20 protein-coding genes and 4 tRNA genes are annotated in these 21,946 nt (G+C 68.2%); 18 read left to right on the forward strand and 6 right to left on the reverse strand.

From position 1 onward, the window contains the following. The first annotated feature begins 44 nt into the window (after positions 1-44). The 6 genes from AC3EGR_RS22330 (at position 45) to AC3EGR_RS22355 (ending at position 2,489) form a co-directional block, all read left to right on the forward strand. Positions 45-120, forward strand: a tRNA-Gly gene (locus tag AC3EGR_RS22330). Positions 121-165: 45 nt separating this feature from the next. Next, positions 166-239, forward strand: a tRNA-Cys gene (locus AC3EGR_RS22335). Positions 240-247: 8 nt separating this feature from the next. Further along, positions 248-323, forward strand: a tRNA-Gly gene (locus tag AC3EGR_RS22340). An 81-nt stretch (positions 324-404) separates the two neighbouring features. Continuing rightward, positions 405-494 (forward strand) — tRNA-Leu (locus AC3EGR_RS22345). A 61-nt stretch (positions 495-555) separates the two neighbouring features. Next, entirely contained in the window at positions 556-1,188 is a 633-nt protein-coding gene (locus tag AC3EGR_RS22350; RefSeq protein WP_488548729.1) for a DUF6806 family protein, read from the forward strand. Next, complete coding sequence (locus tag AC3EGR_RS22355; RefSeq protein WP_488548730.1) at positions 1,185-2,489, forward strand: MFS transporter; 1,305 nt, start codon at positions 1,185-1,187, stop codon at positions 2,487-2,489. The genes AC3EGR_RS22350 and AC3EGR_RS22355 overlap by 4 nt, the downstream gene beginning before the upstream one ends. Positions 2,490-2,566: 77 nt before the next feature. Here the strand turns inward: AC3EGR_RS22355 and murI are convergent, their stop codons facing one another. Beyond that, a complete protein-coding gene (murI, locus tag AC3EGR_RS22360) occupies positions 2,567-3,346 on the reverse strand; it encodes a glutamate racemase (protein ID WP_488548731.1) in 780 nt (259 codons plus the stop codon). A 47-nt stretch (positions 3,347-3,393) separates the two neighbouring features. Continuing rightward, positions 3,394-4,947 carry a fumarate hydratase gene (locus AC3EGR_RS22365; RefSeq protein ID WP_488548732.1) on the reverse strand — a complete coding sequence of 518 codons (1,554 nt, stop codon included), beginning with the start codon at positions 4,945-4,947 and terminating at the stop codon, positions 3,394-3,396. Positions 4,948-5,112: 165 nt separating this feature from the next. Here AC3EGR_RS22365 and AC3EGR_RS22370 point away from each other — a divergent pair, with 165 nt between their 5' ends. Continuing rightward, entirely contained in the window at positions 5,113-5,745 is a 633-nt protein-coding gene (locus tag AC3EGR_RS22370) for a putative quinol monooxygenase (RefSeq protein ID WP_488548733.1), read from the forward strand. Positions 5,746-5,769: 24 nt separating this feature from the next. On the opposite strand, the gene AC3EGR_RS22375 is transcribed toward AC3EGR_RS22370, so the two are convergent. Together AC3EGR_RS22375 and AC3EGR_RS22380 are read right to left on the reverse strand one after the other, a co-directional pair. Then, positions 5,770-6,900, reverse strand: coding sequence for a low temperature requirement protein A (locus AC3EGR_RS22375; RefSeq protein ID WP_488548734.1), 1,131 nt, complete (start codon positions 6,898-6,900; stop codon positions 5,770-5,772). Between the two features lie 156 nt (positions 6,901-7,056). Then, positions 7,057-7,698 carry a hypothetical protein gene (locus tag AC3EGR_RS22380; protein WP_488548735.1) on the reverse strand — a complete coding sequence of 214 codons (642 nt, stop codon included), beginning with the start codon at positions 7,696-7,698 and terminating at the stop codon, positions 7,057-7,059. Positions 7,699-8,065: 367 nt separating this feature from the next. Between AC3EGR_RS22380 and AC3EGR_RS22385 the strand changes: the two genes are divergently transcribed. From AC3EGR_RS22385 to AC3EGR_RS22435, 11 genes are all read left to right on the forward strand, one after another. After that, on the forward strand, positions 8,066-8,470 hold the full coding sequence (locus AC3EGR_RS22385; protein ID WP_488548736.1) for a hemerythrin domain-containing protein: 405 nt from the start codon (positions 8,066-8,068) through the stop codon (positions 8,468-8,470). 34 nt (positions 8,471-8,504) lie between these two features. Continuing rightward, positions 8,505-10,106 carry an FAD-binding oxidoreductase gene (locus AC3EGR_RS22390; RefSeq protein ID WP_488548737.1) on the forward strand — a complete coding sequence of 534 codons (1,602 nt, stop codon included), beginning with the start codon at positions 8,505-8,507 and terminating at the stop codon, positions 10,104-10,106. Beyond that, positions 10,103-10,954, forward strand: a complete 852-nt coding sequence (locus AC3EGR_RS22395) for a hypothetical protein (protein WP_488548738.1) — start codon at positions 10,103-10,105, stop codon at positions 10,952-10,954. Before AC3EGR_RS22390 ends, AC3EGR_RS22395 begins: the two co-directional genes overlap by 4 nt. Further along, complete coding sequence (locus tag AC3EGR_RS22400; RefSeq protein WP_488548739.1) at positions 10,951-11,496, forward strand: hypothetical protein; 546 nt, start codon at positions 10,951-10,953, stop codon at positions 11,494-11,496. The genes AC3EGR_RS22395 and AC3EGR_RS22400 overlap by 4 nt, the downstream gene beginning before the upstream one ends. A gap of 77 nt (positions 11,497-11,573) precedes the next feature. Continuing rightward, positions 11,574-12,959 (forward strand): class II fumarate hydratase, encoded by a 1,386-nt coding sequence (gene fumC, locus AC3EGR_RS22405; protein ID WP_488548740.1) that lies wholly within the window; start codon positions 11,574-11,576, stop codon positions 12,957-12,959. A gap of 165 nt (positions 12,960-13,124) precedes the next feature. Next, positions 13,125-14,162 carry an ABC transporter substrate-binding protein gene (locus tag AC3EGR_RS22410; protein ID WP_488548741.1) on the forward strand — a complete coding sequence of 346 codons (1,038 nt, stop codon included), beginning with the start codon at positions 13,125-13,127 and terminating at the stop codon, positions 14,160-14,162. Positions 14,163-14,166: 4 nt separating this feature from the next. Beyond that, on the forward strand, positions 14,167-15,879 hold the full coding sequence (locus tag AC3EGR_RS22415; protein ID WP_488548742.1) for an ABC transporter permease: 1,713 nt from the start codon (positions 14,167-14,169) through the stop codon (positions 15,877-15,879). Between the two features lie 14 nt (positions 15,880-15,893). After that, positions 15,894-16,955 (forward strand): ABC transporter ATP-binding protein, encoded by a 1,062-nt coding sequence (locus AC3EGR_RS22420; protein WP_488548743.1) that lies wholly within the window; start codon positions 15,894-15,896, stop codon positions 16,953-16,955. 34 nt (positions 16,956-16,989) lie between these two features. Next, on the forward strand, positions 16,990-18,411 hold the full coding sequence (locus AC3EGR_RS22425) for an MmgE/PrpD family protein (protein WP_488548744.1): 1,422 nt from the start codon (positions 16,990-16,992) through the stop codon (positions 18,409-18,411). Then, positions 18,398-19,426, forward strand: coding sequence for a PdxA family dehydrogenase (locus AC3EGR_RS22430; protein WP_488548745.1), 1,029 nt, complete (start codon positions 18,398-18,400; stop codon positions 19,424-19,426). The genes AC3EGR_RS22425 and AC3EGR_RS22430 overlap by 14 nt, the downstream gene beginning before the upstream one ends. Continuing rightward, positions 19,423-20,493: an isocitrate/isopropylmalate dehydrogenase family protein gene (locus AC3EGR_RS22435; protein WP_488548746.1), complete on the forward strand. Its 1,071-nt coding sequence runs from the start codon at positions 19,423-19,425 to the stop codon at positions 20,491-20,493. The genes AC3EGR_RS22430 and AC3EGR_RS22435 overlap by 4 nt, the downstream gene beginning before the upstream one ends. Positions 20,494-20,555: 62 nt before the next feature. Here the strand turns inward: AC3EGR_RS22435 and AC3EGR_RS22440 are convergent, their stop codons facing one another. Both AC3EGR_RS22440 and AC3EGR_RS22445 read right to left on the reverse strand, forming a co-directional pair. After that, positions 20,556-21,221, reverse strand: coding sequence for a GntR family transcriptional regulator (locus AC3EGR_RS22440; RefSeq protein ID WP_488548747.1), 666 nt, complete (start codon positions 21,219-21,221; stop codon positions 20,556-20,558). A gap of 88 nt (positions 21,222-21,309) precedes the next feature. Next, positions 21,310-21,924, reverse strand: coding sequence for a TIGR00645 family protein (locus AC3EGR_RS22445; protein ID WP_488548748.1), 615 nt, complete (start codon positions 21,922-21,924; stop codon positions 21,310-21,312). Positions 21,925-21,946: the final 22 nt, after the last annotated feature.

Here is a 21,946-nt window from a genome sequence, read left to right on the forward strand (position 1 = left end):
TCGTCAGGAGGCCCTGAAAACTCCGCTATAATTTCGGCTTCGACGCGGGAATAGCTCAGTTGGTAGAGCGCAACCTTGCCAAGGTTGAGGTCGCGAGTTCGAGTCTCGTTTCCCGCTCCAGAATCAGCACAAAGGGCGCTCTGCGCCCTTTGTGCATCTGACGTCGGCGCGTTAGCAAAGCGGTTATGCAGCGGATTGCAAATCCGTTTAGCTCGGTTCGACTCCGGGACGCGCCTCCAGTGTCGATGCGGGAATAGCTCAGTTGGTAGAGCGCAACCTTGCCAAGGTTGAGGTCGCGAGTTCGAGTCTCGTTTCCCGCTCCAGATCACGAACAGGGAAGCCACGTGCTTCCCTTTTTCGTTGGCGCGGGTCGCTTTCACGCATGCCTTACAGTCGCCTGTACCGCCTCGATGGTGAAATCGGTAGACACAGCGGACTTAAAATCCGCCGCCCCTCAACAAGGCGTGCCGGTTCGATTCCGGCTCGAGGCACCACCCGTCTTCCCCAAGAACTAGAAACCGGCCGGATGAGTCCAAAATAGGGCCGGAGAGCACCATGTCCCAATACGACGCCCCCTTCGAGATCCATGTGCACGGCGACGTGCCGCTGCGCAGCGGGGTGACTTATGCCCAGTTGCAGGAGGCGCTCAAGCCCTTGTGGACGTACGCCGGGGCCAAGTCCCTGGCCGACGGCGCCGAGAGCGCCTACGAGGAAGAGCCCGGCATCAAGTTCGATGCGCAGGAGAGCCTGCTGACCATGTGCTGGACGGTCGCCGGCGACATGGATTTCCGCCAGCAGCTCGACGAGATGTGCATGTCGCTCAACGAACTGGCCGAAGAGGGCGCGGCCATCGAGATCACCTTCTACGACGCGGAGTTCGACGAGGAAGAGGCCGAACCGGACGACGAGTCGCGCGACGACTTCGTGATGCTCTTCGTGGGTCCGACGCCGGCGGCCATCATGCAGGTGCAGCGCGACCTGCTGGTGCAGGACGTGGTGAACCTCATGGAGCGCCACTTCGAGGCCGGCGAGCTCGATGGCGTGGTGGGCGAGATCGACAAGCTGTTCTCCGACCGCTTCGACAAGCTCGTGAGCTCGCTGGAGCTGGGCAAGCCGCCGCGCGGCAGCGGCGGGGGCTCCTCGGGGGGCGGACACGGCGGCGGTCGGCGCCCGCGCCACCTGCATTGAGCGCGCTCTTTTCCCGGGACGCACTGAACCCGGGCGTGCGCAAGCGCGAGGTGTTCGGCTGGGCGATGTACGACTTCGCCAACTCCGGCTACACCACGGTCGTCATCACGGCGGTCTTCGCCGCGTACTTCGTCGGCGGGATCGCGCAGAAGGCCGAATGGGCGACCTTCGCCTGGACCGCGGCGCTGAGCATCTCGTATGCGGTGGTGATGCTCACCATGCCCACGCTGGGCGCCTATGCGGACCTGCGCGCGGCCAAGAAGCGCGTGCTGGCGGTGGTGACGGCGGGTTGCGTTCTCAGCACCGCCGCCCTGGCCTTCGCCAGGCCCGGCGGCGTGGCGCTGGCGATGGTCCTCATCATCGTCTCCAACATCTTCTACAGCTACGGCGAGTCGCTGACGGCCGCCTTCCTGCCGGAGCTCGCGCGGCCCGAGTCGCTCGGCAAGGTGAGCGGCTGGGGCTGGAGCTTCGGCTACTTCGGCGGGATGCTGGCGCTGGGCATCTGCCTGGCCTACGTGCTGTGGGCGCAGGGGCAGAAGATTCCGGCGGCGGACTTCGTGCCGGTGACCATGGTCATCACCGCGGTGCTCTATGGCGCCGCCTCGCTGTTCACGTTCCGGCTGCTGCGCGAGCGCGCGCAGCCGAATGCGCAGGCTGCGCAACAGGGCGGGGTTGCCGCGTCGCTGCAGCAGCTGCAGCGCACCTTCGCCGAAGCGCGCCGCTACCGCGACTTCATGTGGCTGCTCGCGTGCATCGTGTTCTACCAGGGCGGCGTGGCGGTTGCGATCTCGCTTGCCGCGATCTATGCCGAGAGCGTGATCGGTTTCCAGCAACAGGAAACCATGATGCTCGTGTTCGTCCTGAACCTCGCAGCGGCGGGTGGCGCTTTCGCCTGGGGTTACCTGCAGGACCGCATCGGCCACAAGATCGCCCTGGGCAGCACGCTGGTGGGCTGGATCGCCACCTGCGTGATCGCGGCGCTCTCCGCGACCAAGGGCCAGTTCTGGATCGCGGCGGCGATCGCCGGGCTCTGCATGGGGTCCAGCCAGTCCGCGGGCAGGGCGCTCGCCGGCATCTTCGCGCCGCGGGCGCAGCTGGCGGAGTTCTACGGCCTGTGGTCCTTCGCCACGCGGCTTTCCAGCATCATCGGTCCGCTCACGTACGGCGCGATCACCTGGGCCACGGGGGGCAATCAGCGCATCGCCATCGTGTCGACGGCGCTGTTGTTCGCGGTGGGACTGGCGTTGTTGCTCAAGGTGGATGTGGCGCGCGGGCGCGAGGCGGCGTTGCGCGTGGGCTGAACGCGCGGCGCCACCCCTGACGCATCACGTGGGTTTCGCAGGGTGGTGGTGAGCCCAGCGAACCCCACCGAACGCCGTCAGATCCCCAACCACCGCGCCGCCGCGCCGCGCAGGGCCTCCGGCGACCCCGTCGTGTGCCAACCCACCTGGCCCGTCCCGGCCGGATTGAGCAACTCCTTCTGTTCCAGCAGCCGCCGCGTCTGCCGCGCCACCGGCTGCCCGGTCTCCACCAGCTGGATGTCCGGCCCGAGGAGTTCGCGGAAAGTCTCCGCGGCAAAGGGATAGTGGGTGCAGCCCAGGACCAGGGTGTCGATCTCGCCGGGGCCCGTCCCGAAGCAGCACACGTCCATCGTGTACCTGCGGCACAAGGCGCGGATCCGTTCCGCGTCATCAGACTCGATCGCTGCCGCCAGACCGTCGCAGGGCACCAGCACGAACTCCGCCTGGTCCTGCAGCGAGGCCTGCAAGGCCTGGAACTTGGCGCTGGCCAGCGTCCCGCGCGTGGCCAGCACGGCGACGTGGCCGGTCTTCGTCAGGGCCGCCGCCGGCTTCAGCGCCGGCTCCACGCCGACCACCGGCAGGTGCGTGTGCCTGGCGCGCAGCAGGTGCACCGCCGCCGCCGTTGCCGTATTGCAGGCGACCACGAGTCCCTTGATGCGGTGCTGCTCCAGCAGGTCCACCGCGATCGCCAGCGAACGGCCGGACACGAAGTCCTCGCCCTTTTCGCCGTAAGGCGCGTGCCCCGCGTCGGAGAAGTAGACGAAGTCCTCCCGCGGCAGCTCGGCGCGCAAGGCGCGCAGGATGCTCAGGCCTCCCACGCCGCTGTCGAATACCCCGATGGGACGGTCACGGTCCATGGCCGCAACTCTACCGGTGCGGCGGCGCAGCGCCGCGCCAGACAAGTTCAGGCCGCCGCGACAGGAATCTTCTTGAATTCGCCGGTCGCGATCTTCCTGCTCCACTCGGCCGGGCCGGTGGTGTGCACGCTGGTCCCGTTGGAGTCCACCGCCACCGTCACCGGCATGTCGACCACGTCGAATTCGTAGATCGCTTCCATGCCGAGGTCCGCGAAGCCGAGCACCTTGGACTTCCTGATCGCCTTGGACACGAGGTAGGCCGCGCCGCCGACGGCCATGAGGTAGGCCGCCTTGTGCTTCCTGATGGACTCGATCGCCTCCGGGCCGCGCTCGGACTTGCCGATCATGCCGATCAGGCCGGTCTCGGCCAGCATCATGTCGGTGAACTTGTCCATGCGGGTGGACGTCGTCGGGCCGGCGGGGCCGACCACCTCGTCACGCACCGGGTCCACCGGGCCGACGTAGTAGATGACGCGGTTGGTGAAATCCACGGGCAGCTTCTCGCCCTTGGCGAGCATGTCCTGGATGCGCTTGTGGGCGGCATCGCGGCCAGTGAGCATCTTGCCGTTGAGGAGCAGCGTCTGGCCGGCCTTCCAGGTGGCGATCTCTTCCTTGGTCAGCGTGTTCAGGTCGACGCGCTTGCTCTTCTGGGTGTCGGGCGCCCAGTCGATCTTCGGCCACAGGTCCAGGCTCGGCGGGTCGATGTAGGCGGGGCCGGAGCCGTCCAGCTCGAAGTGCGCGTGCCGGGTGGCCGCGCAGTTGGGGATCATCGCCACCGGCTTGCCGGCCGCGTGGCAGGGGAACATCTTGATCTTGACGTCCAGCACGGTGGTCAGGCCGCCCAGGCCTTGCGCGCCGATGCCCAGGGCGTTGACCTTCTCGTGCAGTTCCAGCCGCATTTCCTCGACGTTCGACAGCTTCTCGCCGCGCGACGACTTCGCCTGCAGCTCGTACATGTCGATGTCTTCCATCAGCGCTTCCTTGGCCAGCAGCACCGCCTTTTCCGCGGTGCCGCCGATGCCGATGCCCAGCATGCCGGGCGGGCACCAGCCGGCGCCCATGGTCGGCACGGTCTTGAGCACCCAGTCGACGATGGAGTCGCTCGGATTGAGCATCATCATCTTGCTCTTGTTCTCGCTGCCGCCGCCCTTGGCCGCGACGGTCACCTCCACCTTGTTGCCCGGGACCAGTTCCACGTTGACCACCGCCGGCGCGTTGTCGTTGGTGTTCTTGCGCGCGAAATGCGGGTCGGCCACGACCGATGCGCGCAGGGTGTTGTCCGGATGCAGGTAGGCGCGGCGCACGCCTTCGTTGACCGCGTCTTCCAGGCTGCCGCTGAAGCCCTCGAGGCGGCAGTCCATGCCGATCTTCAGGAACACGTTGACGATGCCGGTGTCCTGGCAGATGGGGCGGTGGCCCATCGCGCTCATCTTGCTGTTGGTCAGGATCTGCGCGATCGCGTCCTTCGCCGCGGGGCTCTGCTCGCGCTCGTAGGCGCGGGCGAGGTGGGCGATGTAGTCGGCGGGGTGGTAGTACGAGATGTACTGCAGCGCGGCCGCGATGGATTCGGTCAGGTCGGCTTGCTTGATGGTCGTCGGCATGGTCGTCAGACGGTAGGGAGGGGCTTGGGCCGATTATCCCAGACGCTGCTGAGCCCCTTCTGGCCGCGCTTGGGCAGCACAAGTCAGCACGAAACCGGAAAAACACCCCGCGCGCGGACGCCTCCCGGATCAAGATGGCTTGCCGCCACAAGAAGGAGGTACGCCATGGTCACCACGGGATTGCTGGTCCGGCTCGAAGCGCAGCACGGACGGGAAGCGGAACTCGAGGACTTCCTGCGCTCGGCGCAGGCGCTGGTGGCGCAGGAGCCGGCCACCAGCGCGTGGTTCGCCGTGCGCTTCGGCCGGCTGGAGTACGGGATTTTCGACGTGTTCCCGGACGAGGCGGGCCGGCAGGCCCATCTCGCCGGCCCGGTCGCTGCGCAGCTGATGGGGCCCGGGCGGCAACTGCTCGCGCGCGACCCGCAGATCCAGCGGCTGTCCGTGCTCGCGCACAAGCTGCCGCAGCCGACGGAGCAAGCAGCAGTCGCGGTCACGCGCGGGTTGCTGCTCACCTTCAAGGCGAAGCAGGGGCATGCGCCGGAGGTGGAGCGCTTCCTGCGCGATGCGCAGGCCCTCGTGGAGCGCGAGCCCGGCACCGTGGCGTGGTTCGCCCTGCAGCTGGAAGACGGCGAGTACGGCATCTTCGACGTCTTCCCGGACAACATGGCGCGGCTGTCCCACCTCAGCGGGCAGGTTCCGCGCGAGCTCACGAAGCACGCGCTGTCGCTGCTGGGAAGCGTGCCGGACATGGACATGCTGCAGGTGCTGGCCGCGCGCTTCGCGCCGACCGCGCACTGATGCAGGCGGTGCGAAGGCCCCTCCTCAGGCCGCCAGCTGCCGGGCGAGCACCAGGTGGCGATAGCGCAGGTTGAGCAGCACGTAGCAGATCATGGTCGCCGTGATGCCCGCCAGCATGGCCCCGAGCCCGAGCGGCAACATCAGCACGAGTGCCGTCAGGGCGAACACGGCCGCCGTGTTGGACAGCAGGTAAGGCCGCAGCTCGGGGACCTCCATGTAGTAGCCGTACTGCTTGCCCACGAAGAACAGCACCGTGCCGGCGGCGGCCAGCTTGCGGAAGTCGCCCGGGTCGAGGTCGTCCAGGATCGCATGCCGGATCAGCGAGGCCAGGATCGCCAGGCCGATGAACAGGAAGAAGTGCGAGTAGAGGATGGAATGCCCGGTCGCCAGCTTGCGGTGTTCCAGCAGGTGGAAGCTGTCGTAGTAGATCCACCAGATGGCCGACACCATGACGAAGCCGCTGACCGCGGCGATGACGTTGGACCGGTCCCAGGTGATGCCCGCCAGTGCCGCGGAGATGCTGATCACCGATTCGCCCAGCATGATGATCGTCAGCGAGCCTACCCGTTCGACCAGGTGTGCCGCGTGCGCCGGCACGACGTGCAGGCGACGGTTCAGCACCACCAGGGCCGCCATGTCGAACAGGATGCCGGCATAGAAGACCAGGTAGCGCCAGGGCGCGTCCAGCAGGACCGAGCAAAGGCTGATCGCGGCGCCGACGGCGAACACGGTGCCCACCGTCGTCGCGAAGCCACCCCGGTCGTGGTGCTTGCGCCGGGAGACGAAGTACATCGCGGCGATGATCAGCCGCGCCCCGCAGTAGCAGGCCACCGCCAGCGCGTAGTGTTCCTGGGCGCCGGCCGGGAACTGCGCCGAGATCACGATCAGCAGGAACATGATCAGCAGCGTCGACAGCCGGTGCTGGCGGCTGTCGGTGTCGAAGCGGTTGGCGTAGATCGTGTGGCCCGCCCAGATCCACCACAGCGGCAGGAACACCAGCACGAAGCGCAGGAACTGCTGCGCCCCGATGTGGCCCTCGTGCGCGTCACTCAGGATCTCGCTGGCATCGCTCAGGGCCACGACGAAGATCAGATCGAAGAACAGCTCCAGCCAGGTCGCGCGCCGGTGCGGGTCGAAATAGCGCAGGTCTTTCACCGGGCCATCGTAGGCCGTGGAGCCCGGCCATGCGCTAGTCCGGGGTCGTTCCAGCGCGGTCGGCGACCTGGATCGTGCTCGTCATGGCGGGAACCTGCTGGGAACCCGCCATGACCCCATCGCCCATCCGCCTGCCTCTACCGCGCCGTGCTCGGGTCAGGCGGCCCCGCGCGGCATGAACTCGGTCATGTCGAAGCCCGTGCCGTCCTCCCGATAGCGGCACCACATGACCAGCATCAGCATGCCCACGAACCCGCCGGCGAGCAGCAGGGGATAGGCCGCCATGATCTCCAGCAGGGAGTACTTCCAGGACAGGGGGCGGCCGACGCCGAGCAGCGCCGCATAGAGCCAGGACACGCCGGAGATGGTGCCGGCGAGCAGGGCGAAGACCGTGCGGGAGAAGTTCAGGCGCAGCACGGAGCCGGCCTTCTTCACCCAGGGCAGGACAGAGTGGTGCAGCACGACGCCGTTGACCGTCAGGATCGCGACCATGAGGATCTTGGCCTGCAGCTTCGGGTTGGCGAAGTACTGCCAGCCGCCCTTGAGCGAGGCGTCGAGGGCGCAGATCGCGATGCCGGTCACCCACAGCGCGGCCAGCGCCTTGACCACGATGGACTGCAGCATGTCCATCTGGCGGATCTTGTTCCGGTCGGGGACAGAGCCACTGATGAGGTCGCGGACCATGGACAGGTCGCTGACGATCACCAGGCCCAAGGCGATGCAGCACGAGATCAGGTGGACGTACACGAGGCCCAGGCGTGCGAATTCCTGGACGAGCTCCTGGTTCAAGACAAACATGGACATTGCTCCGTCGGCGCGGCGGCCGTAGTTGAAAGATGCCAGCACCCCTACGGAACGCGCTGGCTCGATGGTTTTTGTTCGGAGCCTGGATTGCACACGGAAAGACCACACCGGAAGTACTCATTTTGTGCCGGGCCGTGAGACGTCGTAAGGAGACGCGACGCCGCCGCAGCCGCAACGGCCGGGCAGAGTCCCGAAAATTTCCGCTGCCTACACCACGCTTGGCCTGCACGCAACGGTCGCGCTGATTTGGGTCGTCCCGGGCACAAGGTCACACCAAAAAATCACGACCGAGGGTAAACCCGAATCGTTCATAAAGGTAAGCACTAGTTACAGTAAAGTTACATATGGCGGAGGTCCTGCAATGAGTTTTACAGATAAGTTCCGGCAGCAGCATGTCGAGATCCTTGCGATCGTCGGTGAGCTCAACGACCACCTCAAGGCCAAGGCGGATGCGCAGGTGTTGCGCAGCGTGCTGTCGAACCTGGCGGGAAAGCTCAACTTCCACCTCGCGATGGAGGACAAGGCCCTCTACCCGCGCATCATGACCAAGGATGCCAAGGCAAATGCGCTGGCGACGAAGTTCATGAACGAGATGGGCGACCTGGGTGACGCCTTCGCCGCCTACAACAACACGTGGCAGACCGCGGCGATCCGCAAGGACCCCGCCGGCTTCGCGGCCGAAACGCGCAAGGTCTTCAACGCGCTGGGCAAGCGCATCGCGCGCGAGAACGCCGAGCTGTATCCGCTGGCGGACAGCTCGTCCTGATCAACAGCCGCGCAACCCGCGGCACGCCGTCCCAGTGACCACCTTCGTCGTTTCCCGCAACGGCGTGCCCGCGCATGCGCCCAGGCACGGCATGGCTTGCCTCTGCGCCGGCGTCACGCTGGCGGAGGTGGACGAGTGCATCGCCGCCGACCCCAAGTGCACGGTGCAGTCCCTGGGCGTCGTGCTGGGCTGCGGCTTGCAGTGCGGCAGCTGCGTGCCGGCGCTGCGGGAGGCGCTGGGGCAGGACGCCTGGTACCCGGCCATGGCCAGCTGCCGGCCCCTGACCAAGGCACGCGACCTGCGCGGCATGGACCGCCTGATCTACAAGGTGGACATCGCCCTGGCCGACGGCCGCGGCTACCCGGTCGCCCGCCCCGGCCAGCACGTCGTGCTGCGCGGCCAGACGGAGCAGGGCCCGGTCGAGCGCACCTATACGGTGGTCGCCCAGGACGTGGATGCCGGCCGCCTGACGGTCGCGATCCGCCGCAAGCCGGACGGGCAGCTCACGCCCTGGCTCTTGCAGACGCTGGGGGAGGGCGCTGGACGCGAGATCTCGGTGTCGGTTCCCGGCGGCCCCGGGCTGCACGCGGCCGGCACGAAGTCCGCCGTGTTCTTCGCGGGCGGCGTCGGCATCACGCCCGCGGTCGCCATGACCAATGCGCTGTCGGCGTCGGCGACCTTGCACCTCGACTACAGCGTCGATCACGCCGACGATGCGGCCTTCCTGCCCAAGTTCGAGGCGCGCGCCAAGGACCGGCCCGGCTTCAGCTACACCCTGCGGGAGACGGCAGCCACCGGCCCGCTGCGCCAGAAAGACGTGCAGGCCCTGGAGGAGCGCTTTCGCGGCTCCAAATTCTTCATCTGCGGCCCGCAGGGCTACGTCGATTTCGTGCACCGCGCGCTGCGCAAGGCCAAGGTGCCGCCCGACCGCATCCACGTCGAGCTGTTCGCGTTGTCGCCGACCAAGGCGCCGGTGCGCTCCTTCCGCTTCAAGGCCTATGTGGCCGGTGCGCTGCTCGCCTTCGCGCCGCTGGCGCTGCTGCTGCCCGCCGCGCAGGAAGTGCGGCCCCACGGCCAGCCCAACGTCGGCCACGAGAAGCTGGAGTGCGTCGCGTGCCACGTCGAGTCGCCGGCATCCACGCGCCAGACCTTCCAGGCCAAGGTCAAGCACGCCCTCGGCCAGCGGCAGACCGGCGCGGTGCTCGGCATGCAGCCGGTCACCAACGCCACCTGCGTGCAATGCCACGCCAACCCGGACGACCGGCACGCGCCCAACCGCTTCCTCGAGCCGCGCTTCGAGAAGGCGCGCGCGGACACCGGCGCGCAGCAATGCATCAGCTGCCACCGCGAGCACGCCGGGACGCGCCTGACCATCGCCAATCCCGGCTACTGCGCCAGCTGCCACCAGGACCTGAAAGTGAAGGACGACCGCACCTCGCCCACGCACGACCATCTCGTGGCCACGAAGCAGTGGGGCACCTGCCTGCAGTGCCACGACTACCACGGCAACCACAAGGCCCGTGCGCCCCTGCGCCTGCAGGACGCGCACACCGTGGAAGCGCTCAACCGGTACTTCAAGGACGGCATCTCGCCGTACGGCAGCACGGTCGTGAAGGCCAGGGAGAAGCCGCAATGAAGATCACCGCGACCGGCGCCGGCGCCACCGCGGCCGTCGTGCTGCTGGGCATCTACCTGTTCGTGTCGGCGCCGCCGGAGCTGCCCGACACCGCGGCGACCGGCCGCATGGTGCCGGCGGAGACCGCGCTGGCCTTGCTCGATGCCGAGAGCGCGGCGATCCGCGCCATGTACACGCGCGAGATCGTGGGCGAGGGCACGAAGCAGGGCCTGGCTTTCCGCGAGGACTGGAAGAAGGACGGCGTGCAGGCCGGCCCGCTTCCCGCCCTGCTGCTGCGCGAAACCTCCAACCGCCTGCAGATGCAGGTGCCTGCGCTGGGGCTCTTCCTCGGATCCGATTTCCCGCTGGTCAAGGAGAACCTGTTCAAGGGCGAGCAGGCCGCGCACTACCAGGAGGTGAAGCGCACGATGCAGCCGAAGTATTTCTTCGACCAGGCGCAGGGCCGCACCACCGCCATGTTCCCGGACCGCGCCGCGGCGCCCGCCTGCGTGAGCTGCCACAACGAGCACCCCAACACCCCCAAGAAGGACTGGGTGCTCGGCGAGGCCATGGGCGCGACGACGTGGTCCTATGCCGGCAGGCAGGTGTCCTCGGAAACGATGCTGGCCATGGTCCGCCAGTTGCGACGCTCCGCGGTGGACGCGTACGGGTCGTATCTGGAGAAGGTCGCTTCCTATCCGGCCGCGGCGCGTCCCGCTGTGGGTGACAAGTGGCCGCGCGAGGGCTTCTTCCTGCCGGACCGCGAAGCCTTCCGCAAGGCGCTGGAGGCGCAGAACTCCGCCGCCACCCTCAACCGGTTGTTCGCCGCCGTCGAAGACAAGCCCGCCGGCGCGGGGGCCCGCCGGTGAATTCCGGTTTCGCGCCGCTCACCCTTCCGGGCGCCCTCGCGCCGCGCGTGCGCACGCGCCGCAAGGCGGACCTGCGCCTCGCCTGGTGCGTGCTGGCCACGATCTTGCTGGTCGAGGTCGCGCTGCTCTTCTTCCCGCAGGCGATGCTGCTGCACTCCCTGCAAGGCACGGTGCTGTTCAAGCAGCTCTCCGGCTACACGATGGTGACGCTCCTCGCCGGCGCGATGGCTTTCGGTTGGCTGCGCCGGCGGCCCGCGCTGGCGGCGCACCACCGGCTCCTGAGCGACATCCACCAATTCGGCGGGTTGCTGATCCTGCTGCTGCTGTCGCTGCACGTGGCGACGCGGCCCAGCGGCTTCCTGGTCCTCATGTTCCACGCGATCGCCATCGCCCAGGGCGCGGGCGCGCTGCGCGCCCTGGTCGGCAACCGCCTCGGCCGCTCCGTGTCGACGACGCTGCTGGCCGTGCACATCACGCTGTCCTGCCTGGTGAGCGCCGCGGTGCTGCTGCACCTCTGGTTCGTCTACGCGTACACCGCCTGAGTTCCAGGCGCGCGTCGAACACCCCGCCGCCGGCCGGGTCACACCAGCTTCCGCGTCAAAGGTGTTAGCGTGCGGCCATGGCCATGCGCATCGAATACGACACCTTCGGACCCATCGAGGTCCCTGCCGAGCGCCTGTGGGGCGCGCAGACGCAGCGCTCGCTGCAGAACTTCGACATCTCCGGCGAGCGGCAGCCACGCGAGATCATCCGGGCCCTCGCGCAGATCAAGCGCTCGTCCGCGGTGGTGAACCACCTGCTGGGGCTGCTCGACCAGGAGAAGGCCGCGGCCATCGTCGCCGCCGCCGATGAGGTGCTGGCCGGCGCGCACGACGAGGAGTTTCCCCTCGTCGTGTGGCAGACGGGCTCCGGCACCCAGACGAACATGAACGTCAACGAGGTGCTGGCCAACCGCGCGAGCGAACTGCTGGGGGGCCCGCGCGGCGAGGGCCGCAAGGTGCATCCCAACGACGACGTGAACAAGAGCCAGTCGTCCAACGACGTCTATCCCACGGCCATGCACCTGGCGGCCGTCGATGCCATCCGCAACCGCCTGCTGCCTTCGCTGGCCTTGCTGAAGGAGACGCTCGCGGCCAAGGCAGACGAGTTTCGCGACATCGTCAAGATCGGCCGCACGCACCTGCAGGACGCCACGCCCTTGACCCTGGGCCAGGAGTTTTCCGGCTACGTCGCGCAGCTCGAACAGGCCGACCGCCACCTGCACGCGGCGCTGCCGCACCTGTGCGAGCTGGCGCTGGGCGGCACCGCGGTGGGCACGGGGCTCAATGCGCCCAAGGGCTATGCGGAACAGGTCGCCGCGGAACTCGCGCGGCTGACCGGCTTGCCCGTGACGACCGCCGTCAACAAGTTCGAGGTGATGGCCGCCGCGGACGCGCTGGTGCACGCGCACGGCGCGCTCAAGACGCTGGCGGCAAGTCTCATGAAGATCGCCAACGACGTGCGCTGGCTGGCCAGCGGCCCGCGCAGCGGCATCGGCGAGATCAGCATTCCGGAGAACGAGCCGGGGTCCTCGATCATGCCGGGCAAGGTGAACCCCACCCAGAGCGAAGCGGTCACCATGCTGTGCTGCCAGGTGTTCGGCAACGACGTCGCGATCAACTTCGGCGGCGCCTCCGGCAACTTCGAGCTGAACGTGTTCCGGCCCGTGATCGCGCACAACTTCCAGCAGAGCGTGCGCCTGCTGGCCGACGGCATGCGCAGCTTCAACGACCACTGCGCCGTCGGCATCACGCCCAACCGCGAACGCATCGCCGAACTCGTGCAGCGCTCGCTCATGCTGGTGACCGCGCTCAACCCGCACATCGGCTACGACAAGGCGGCCGCGATCGCGAAGAAGGCGCACAAGGAAGGCACCAGCCTGCGCGAAGCCGCCGTTGCCTCGGGCCACCTCACCGGCGAGCAGTTCGACGAGTGGGTGCGGCCGGAGAAGATGACGGGGGCGTGATGCGCGCCTCGGTGGGGGTTCGCTCGCGCTCCCCGCGCCCGGGGTAAACCCTGAATGCTTTCTTCCTTCAGTGTCGACGTTAGGGTCTGAAGTGTTGACACTTTGACCAACGCTCTCCAAGATGCGCCGCAGCGGTCCACGAAGGCCGCGTCAAGGAGACAAGCAATGTCCGTCAAGCCTGCCGCCGCCCTGGCGCTCGTGGCCGCCCTGGCCGCCGGTGCTGCGCATTCCCAAGCCCCCGCTCCCTACGACGCGACGCCGCAGCTGGTCGCCGCCGCGCAGAAGGAGGGCAAGGTCGTCTGGTACTCGGCGACGGACGTGCAGGTCGCGGAGAAGCTCGCCCGTGCGTTCGAGGCCAAGTACCCCGGCATCAAGGTCCAGGTGGAACGCTCGGGGGCCGAGCGCATCTTCCAGCGCATCAACCAGGAGTACGGCAGCAAGATCTACACGGCCGACGTGGTGGAGACCTCGGACGCCGTGCACTTCATCCACTTCAAGAAGAACGGCTGGCTGCAGCCCGCCGTGCCCAGCGACGTCGCCAGGTTCTGGCCCAAGGACGAGAGGGACCCGGACGGCCAGTTCGCCGTCTACCGCGCCCACCTGTCTGTCATCGCATACAACACGAAGCTGATCCCCAAGGAGCAGGCGCCGAAGTCGCACGCGGACCTGCTGGACGCCAGGTGGAGCGGCAAGATGGTGAAAGCGCACCCCGGCTACAGCGGCACGATCATGACCGGCACCCAGGCGCTGTCGCAGGCGATCGGCTGGAAGTACTTCGAGCAGCTGGGCAAGCAGAAGGTGATGCAGGTGCAGTCCTCCACTGAGCCGCCCAAGAAGCTCGCGGCCGGCGAGCGCCCCGTCATGGCCGACGGCAACGAATACAACGTGTTCCTGCTCAAGGAAAGCGGGGTGCCGATCGAGCCGGTGTACGCGCCGGAGGGCACGCCGCTGGTCGAAGGCAATGCGGCCGTCCTGAAGAACGCGCCCAACCCCAATGCGGCGAAGCTGTTCTACCACTTCATGTTCACGAAGGAGGCGCAGCAGCTCAATAGCGACGTGGGCGGCCTGCGCTCCTTCCACCCCGAGGTGAAGGAGAAGGCCGGGCGCACGCCGCTGTCGCAGATCAAGCTGCTGCACTCGGACCCCGAGAAACTGGACCCCGAGTCGATCAAGAAGAAGTACGAAGAGTACTTCGGCACCTGACGCGATGACGGTCGCCGTTGAAGCTTCCGAGGCGATCGCCAAGCCGCAATTCCGGGTCGACCTGCTCAAGCCGGTGTTCTGGGCACTGGCCGCGGTGCTGGCCGTCCTGGTGGTGCTGCCCCTGGCCTGGCTCGCCTACTACGCGGTCGTCGACAAGAACGGGCAGCTGACGCTGGCCAACTTCGCGGCGCTGGTGAGCGACGCGACGCTGCGCAAGCCTTTCCTGGTCGCAATCGGCATGGCCCTGAGCGTGGGCGCGGTGTCGTGCGCGATCGCGACGCCGCTGGCCTGGCTCGTGTCGCGCACCAACCTGCCGGGCCGGCGGGTGGTGCGCGCGCTGGTCACCGCCTCCTTCGTCACGCCGCCCTTCCTGGGCGCGATTGCGTGGGAGATCCTGGCCGCGCCGAACAGCGGGCTGATCAACGTGTTCTGGCGCCACGTGACCGGCGCACAGCAATACGACGCGCTGGTGAACATCTACAGCTTCGGCGGCCTGGTGTTCGCCATCGCCTGCTACACCTTCCCCTACGTGTTCACGCTGGTGGCCAACGGGCTGGACCGCGTGCCGGCGGACCTGGAGGACGCGTCCTCCATCCTGGGCGGCCGCGCCTGGACCACGCTGCGGCGCATCACGCTGCCGCTGGTGCTGCCCGCCATGCTCGCCGGTTCCCTGATCGCCATCCTGCAGGCCCTCACGATGTTCGGCTCGCCGGCCATCCTCGCCCTGCCGGCGGGCTTCCATGTGATCACCACCAAGATCTGGAGCCTGTTCCAGTTCCCGCCCAAGCCGGGGCTGGCCGCCGCCGCCGCGTTGCCGCTGCTCCTGATCACCGTGCTGCTGCTGCAGGGCAAGAGCTGGATCCTGGGGCGCAAGGGCTACACGGTGCTGGGCGGCAAGAGCGGCGAGCCGCGCGTGACGCAGCTCGGCATGTGGATGCCGCTGGGCCTGGCCTTCGTGTTCATCGTGCTCTCCCTCACCGTGCTGCTGCCGTACGCCGCGCTGCTGAAGGCGGCATTGACGAAGAACGGGGTCGAGGGCATCACGCTGCACAACTTCCACTTCGTGTTCTTCGAGTTCTCGGCGACGCGGCTGGCGATGTGGAACACCTTCCTCCTCGGCTTCTCCACGGCCACGATAGGCACCGGGCTCGCGCTGCTGGCGGCCTACATGGTGGCGCGCGCGCCGGTGCGCGGCTCCGCGGTGTTGGGGATGCTGGCGACGGCGCCGGTCGCGATCCCGGGCATCGTGCTGGGGGTGGGCCTGTTCCTGACCTACTCGCACCCGCAGCTGATGCTGTACGGCACGCTGTGGATCCTGCTGGTCGCCTTCCTCACCATCGAGATGCCCGCGGGCTACCAGCAGATGTCCGCGGCCTTCCACGGGATCCATCCGGAGCTGGAAGAGGCCAGCCGCATCCTGGGGGCCAGCCGCCTGAAGACGCTGCGGCTGATCACCGCGCCGCTGCTGCGCACCAGCGTGATCGCCACCTGGTGCTTCGTGTTCATCGGCACGATCCGCGAGCTGTCCGCGACCATCCTGCTCACCACCGCGAACACCAAGCTGGTGTCCGTGATCATCTACGACCTCAACGAAAGCGGCGACATGGGGGCGATCTCCGTCCTCGGGATCATGCTGCTGCTCGTGTCCTTCACCGTGGTCGTGATCGCCAACCGCCTGCCCCTGCTGGGCGGCCCGCGCCTGCCGGCGCTGCGTTGAGAAGAAGAACGAGCATGGGATTCCTGGAACTCAAGGGGCTCACCAAGCGCTACGCCGGCGCGCCGGTGGTCAAGGACGTGTCGCTGTCGGTGGACAAGGGCCAGCTCGTCTGCCTGCTGGGGCCTTCGGGCTGCGGCAAGACGACGACGCTGCGCCTGATCGCCGGCTTCGTGGAGCCCGACGGCGGCGAGATCCGCGTGGGCGGCCGGCGCGTGTCCTCGCCCGGGGACAGCGAAGCGCCCGAGCGGCGCAACATGTCCATGATCTTCCAGAGCTACGCGCTCTGGCCGCACATGACGGTGTACGACAACGTCGCCTACGGCCTGAAGCTGCGCGGCCTGTCGAAGGGCGACACGCAGCAGCGCGCCGACACCATCCTCGCCGCCACCAAGCTGTCGCAGCTCGCGCAGCGCTATCCGGGCGAGCTGTCCGGTGGCCAGCAGCAGCGCGTGTCGTTGGCGCGCGCGCTGGTGGTCGAGCCCGAGACGCTGCTGCTGGACGAGCCGCTGTCCAACCTCGACGCCAACCTGCGCGAGGAGATGCGCTTCGAGATCCGCCGGCTGCACGACAAGTACCGCTACACCACGGTCTACGTCACGCACGACCAGGCCGAGGCGATGACCACCGCCGACGTGATCGTCGTGATGAACCAGGGCGTGATCGAGCAGGCCGGCTCGCCCGAGGACGTGTACCAGCGGCCGCGCACCGAGTTCGTCGCGCGCTTCATAGGCGGCACCAACATCCTGCGCGGGCGCTGGGACGGGCAGGATGGCGTGGTCGCCGCCAACGGACTGGTCCTGCGCTGCGGCTCCGGCGACTTCGCGCCCGACGGCGACACCGCCGTCTCCGTGCGCCACCACGACGTGCAGCTGAGCGCCGCGAGGCCCGCGGAGACCAACTGCGTGCAGGGCACGGTGGCCCGCCAGATCTACCTGGGGTCGCACCGCGACTACCTGGTGACGCTGCCCGACGGCGAAACGGTGCGCGCCGTCGCGCCTTCTCACTTCAGCATCGCGCCCGGCGAATCCGTGTGGCTGCACATGCCGCCGGAGCACTGCCGCGCGCTGGCCCATTGAAACCGGCAACACCGATACACCAAGAGGAGTCCAAGTGAGCATCACCCAGCAACAGGCCGCGGAACACCTGACGCACTACGTGGCCGATTTCGTCTGCAGCACGCGCGTGCAGGACCTGCCGCAGGACGTCGTGGGCCTGGGCAAGAAGTCCATCCTCGACGGGCTGGGGCTCGCGCTCTCCGGCGGGGCCAGCCACTGCGGCGGCCTCGTGCGCCGCCACCTCGCGGACCTGCACCTGGGCAGCGGGCCGGCCACCGTGATCGGCACGCGCCTGAAGGTCGCGCCGCGCTTTGCCGCGTTCGCCAACGGCGTGGGCATCCATGCGGACGACTACGACGACACGCAGCTCGCCGTCGCCACCGACCGCGTGTACGGCCTGCTGACGCATCCGACCGCACCCGCCCTGCCGGCCGCGCTCGCCGTGGCGGAGGCGCTGGGCGCGAGCGGCGCCGACGCCATGCTGGCCTACCACCTCGGCGTGGAAGTCGAGTGCAAGATCTCGGAGGCGATCAACCCGCGCCACTACCAGACGGGCTTCCATTCCACCGCGACCTGCGGCACCTTCGCGGCCGCGTCCGCCGCGTCGCGCCTGATGGGCCTGTCGGAGGAGGCGACCTGCCGCGCGCTGTCGATCGCCGGCAGCCAGTCCGCCGGCTTGCGCGAGAACTTCGGCACCATGACCAAGCCGTTCCACGCGGGGCGCTCCTCGGAGAGCGGCGTGGCCGCGGCGCAGTTCGCCTCCTACGGCTGGACCGCCACCGACAAGATCCTGGAGGCCCCGCGCGGATTCTTCAGCGCCGCCGGCGGCGGCTACGACGCCGGTGCGATCGCCGGCCGCCTGGGCAGGCCCTGGACCTTCGCGGAGCCGGGCGTGTCGATCAAGCCGCACCCGTCCGGCTCGCTCACGCACCCGGGCATGACCGAGATGCTGCGCCTGATCCGCGAGAACCGGATCCAGGCCAAGGATGTCGTGCGGGTGCGCGTGGGCACCAACCACAACATGCCCAACGCGCTGATCCACCATCGCCCGACGAACGAGCTGCAGGCCAAGTTCTCCATGGAGTTCTGCATGGCCATCCTGCTGCTGGAAGGCCGCGCGGGCCTCAACGAATTCACCGACGAGGTCGTGCTGCGCCCCGACGTGCGGAAGATGATCGAGAAGGTCGACTTCGTGGTGGACCCGGAGGCGGAAGCCGCCGGTTACCACAAGATGACCACCCTCATCGACATCGAACTGGCCGGCGGCCGCAAGGTGAGCGGCCGCGCCGACTTCGGCAAGGGCAGCCCCGCGATGCCCATGACCTACAACGAGGTCGCCGACAAGTTCCGCCAGAACGCGGAGTTCGCCGGGTTCCCGAAGCAGAAGGCCGAGGAAGTCGTGGCGATGGTGCGCGAGCTCGAGACGCTGCCGGCCATCTCCCGCCTGATGGACACGCTCGCCCATGACCGCAGCTGACGCAAGGCCCTTGCTCGGGCTGATGCCCGGCGACATGACCGGCATCGGTCCCGAGATCACGGCCAAGCTGCTCGCGAGCGGCAAGCTGCGCGACGTGGCGCGCATCGCGGTGATCGGCGACGCGCGGGTGTTCGAGCTCGGCTGCCGCGACGCCAAGCTGCAGACGCCGTGGCGCCGCTATGACGCGGTGTCCGCCATCGACTGGGCGCGCAGCGAGATCCCGGTGGTGGACCTCGGCAACATCGACCCGGCGAAGCTGCCGCGGCGCGAGAACTCGCCCGAGTCGGGCCGCCTCACGGGCGAGACCCTGCAGCACATGACGCAGCTCGCCCAGGCGGGCGAGATCGAAGGCGTGTCCTTCGCGCCGCTGTCCAAGGCGGCGCTGCACCAGGGCGGCTGGAAGTACCTCGACGAGCACCAGATGTTCGCGGCGTGGAACGCGCACCAGGGCTTCTTCGGCGAGATGAACGTCATCGAGCAGTTCTCGACCTTCCGCGTCACCTCGCACGTGGCGCTGCGCCAGGCGCTGGAGATGATCACGCCGGAGCGCATCGCTTCCGCCGTGCGACTGGCGGACCGCAGCCTGCGCGAGGCGGGGCACGCCAGGCCGCGCATCGGGGTCGCGGCGCTGAACCCGCATTGCGGCGAGGGCGGCCTCTTCGGCGACGAGGAGATCCGCCTGATCGCGCCGACCGTGCGCCGCCTCGCGGAGGAAGGGCTCGCCGTGAGCGGGCCGATCTCCTCCGACGCGATCTTCCTCAAGGCGCTCAAGGGCGAGTACGACGGCGTGGTCATGATGTACCACGACCAGGGCCAGATCGCGACCAAGCTCCTGGGCTTCGCCAAGGGCGTGACGGTGACGGCGGGGCTCAAGACCGTCTACACGACGCCAGCCCACGGCACGGCGTTCGACATCACCGGGCAGGGCAAGGCGGAAACGGGCGCGCTGGAGCAGGCGCTGCGCATCGCCGCGCGCATGGCGCTTGCGCGCAGGAAGGGCCGGGTGGCCGCATGAAGGACCCGCACCTGGTTCTCGGCGTGCTGGAGGGCGACGACATCGGCCACGAGGTCGTGCCGGCGTCCGTGCAGGTGGCGTCCGCCGCGGCGGAAAAGCACGGCTTGCGCATCGAGTGGAAGCCCATGCCCGTCGGCCGCCGCGCGCTGGACACACACGGATCCACCTTGCCCGCGGGCACGCTGGAGACGCTGGCCACCTACCACGGCTTCGTGCTGGGCCCCATCGGCCACCGCGAGTATCCGAAGGTGCCGGGCGCGATCAACCCGCACCCGATCATGCGCAAGCACTTCAACCTGTTCGCCAACGTGCGGCCCACGCGGTCCTACCCGGACATCGGGTGCCTGCGCGACGACGTGGACCTGGTGATCGTGCGCGAGAACAACGAAGGCTTCCAGCCGGACCGCAACGTGGTCGCCGGCTCCGGCGAGTTCCGGCCCAGCGAAGACATGACGATCTCGGTGCGCGTCATCACGCGCAAGGGCAGCGACCGGGTCGCGCGCGTGGCGCTGGCGCTGGCGCGCAGCCGCCGCAAGAAGCTGACGGTGGTGCACAAGAACACCGTCTTCAAGCTGGGCTGCGGCATGTTCGTCGAGGAGTGCCTCAAGGCGGCCAAGGACTTCCCGGACGTGGCGGTCAACGAGGTGATCGTCGACACCATGGCCATGCGGCTGGTGCGCGACCCGCAGAACTTCGACGTGGTGGTCACCACCAACATGTTCGGCGACATCCTCACCGACGAGGCCGCGGGCCTGGTGGGCGGCCTGGGCATGGCGCCCGGCCTGTGCATCGGCGACGGCGACTTCGCGATGGCGCAGGCCACCCACGGCTCGGCGCCGGACATCGCGGGGAAAGGGATTGCCAATCCCTACGCGATGGTGGATTCGACGCGCATGCTGCTGGATTGGCTGGGGCGCAGGAAAGCGATTCCGCAGGCGGTCGCCGCGGCGGCGAGCATGGAGCAGGGCCTCACGCGCGCCCTGGCGGATGCGAACGCCCGCACGGGCGACATCCGCGGCAAGGGCACCACGGAGTCCTTCACCCGCGCCGTGATCGGCAACTTGTAGGGGCGCCCGGCAGCCGCGTCATGTGTGTAGAGTGAACCCCACCGCCCCCGCCGCGCAGCGGTTCAGCGTTCGTCCGCCAGCGCCAGCAGCCGCTGCCGCCCCGCCTGGATGTGCTCCTCGGCGTACTGCTTCGCCTTCGCCGCATTGCCCTTGGCGATCGCCTCGTAGATCCTGCGGTGCTCCACGTTCGAGCGCCGCATGTTGCCCGGCGCGTTGAAGTTCTGGCGGCGGTACAGGTGCAGCTCCTTGACGTAGCTCTCGTACAGCTGCCGCGCCCGCTCGTGTCCGGACAGGCGCAGCACCAGCTCGTGGAAGCGCACGTTCAGCTCGTAGTAGCGGCCGCTGTCGTTGTCCTGTGCAGCCCGGTCCATGCCGTCCAGCAGCGCCTCGAAGCTTGCCCGGTCCTCGTCGCGGATGTGGTCGCAGGCCCGCTCCGCGGCGAAGCCGAAGACCAGCGCGCGCAGCTCGTAGATCTCCAGCATCTCCTGGATCGAGACCTTGCGCACGAAGACGCCGCGGTTCACCACCGGGGTGACCAGCCCGGTGCCCGTGAGGATGCGGATCGCCTCGCGGATCGGCCCGCGGCTGGTGCCCATGCGCACCGCCAGGGCCGCCTCGTTCAGGCGGTCGCCGGCCCGGAACTCTCCCGCGTAGATCAGCTCCTTGAGCTGCTCGGCGATCTGGCGCGAGAGGCCTTCGGTGGTCAGGATGGGAGGGATGGCGCTCATGGACGGCATCGCCGCCGCGCGGGCGGGGATGTCGGCAATTATAAGAAGGGTGTCGACGCTGTCACGCGAATTGTCGACACTTCGGCCTTCAGAGTTCTTCGGTGTTGCGGTGCGGCGCCGGCGCCATCACGCGGTCGGTGAAGGCGATGGCGAGCGCCGACAGCAGGAACGTCATGTGGATGACCGTCTGCGCGATCAGCACCTTGTCCGTGTAGTTGCCCGCGTTGATGAAGGTCTTGAGCAGGTGGATCGACGAGATGCCGATGATGGCGGTGGCCAGCTTGACCTTCAGCACCGAGGCGTTCACGTGGCTGAGCCACTCCGGCTGGTCGCGGTGGCCCTCCAGGCCCATGCGGCTGACGAAGGTCTCGTAGCCGCCGACGATGACCATGATCAGCAGGTTGGAGATCATCACCACGTCGATCAGCGCCAGCACCACCAGCATGATGATGGTTTCGTTCAGCGCGGTCACGGGCGCGCCGCTGTAGCCGATGCTGTTCACCAGGTGCTGGAGCGCCTCCTGGCCGCCCGCCGCGGCGAGCACGAGGTACCAGAGTTCCAGCAGGAAGTGCACCACGTACACCGCCTGGGCGGCGATCAGTCCCAGGTACAGCGGCAGCTGCAGCCAGCGGCTGGCGAAGATCAGGTTCGGCAGCGGGCGCAGCGGCGAGGCGGAACTGACGTCGGGTTGTTTTGGTCGCATGGTCAGGGGGTTACTACGGATG

It is taken from the genome of Ramlibacter sp. G4-7, from assembly GCF_057784995.1.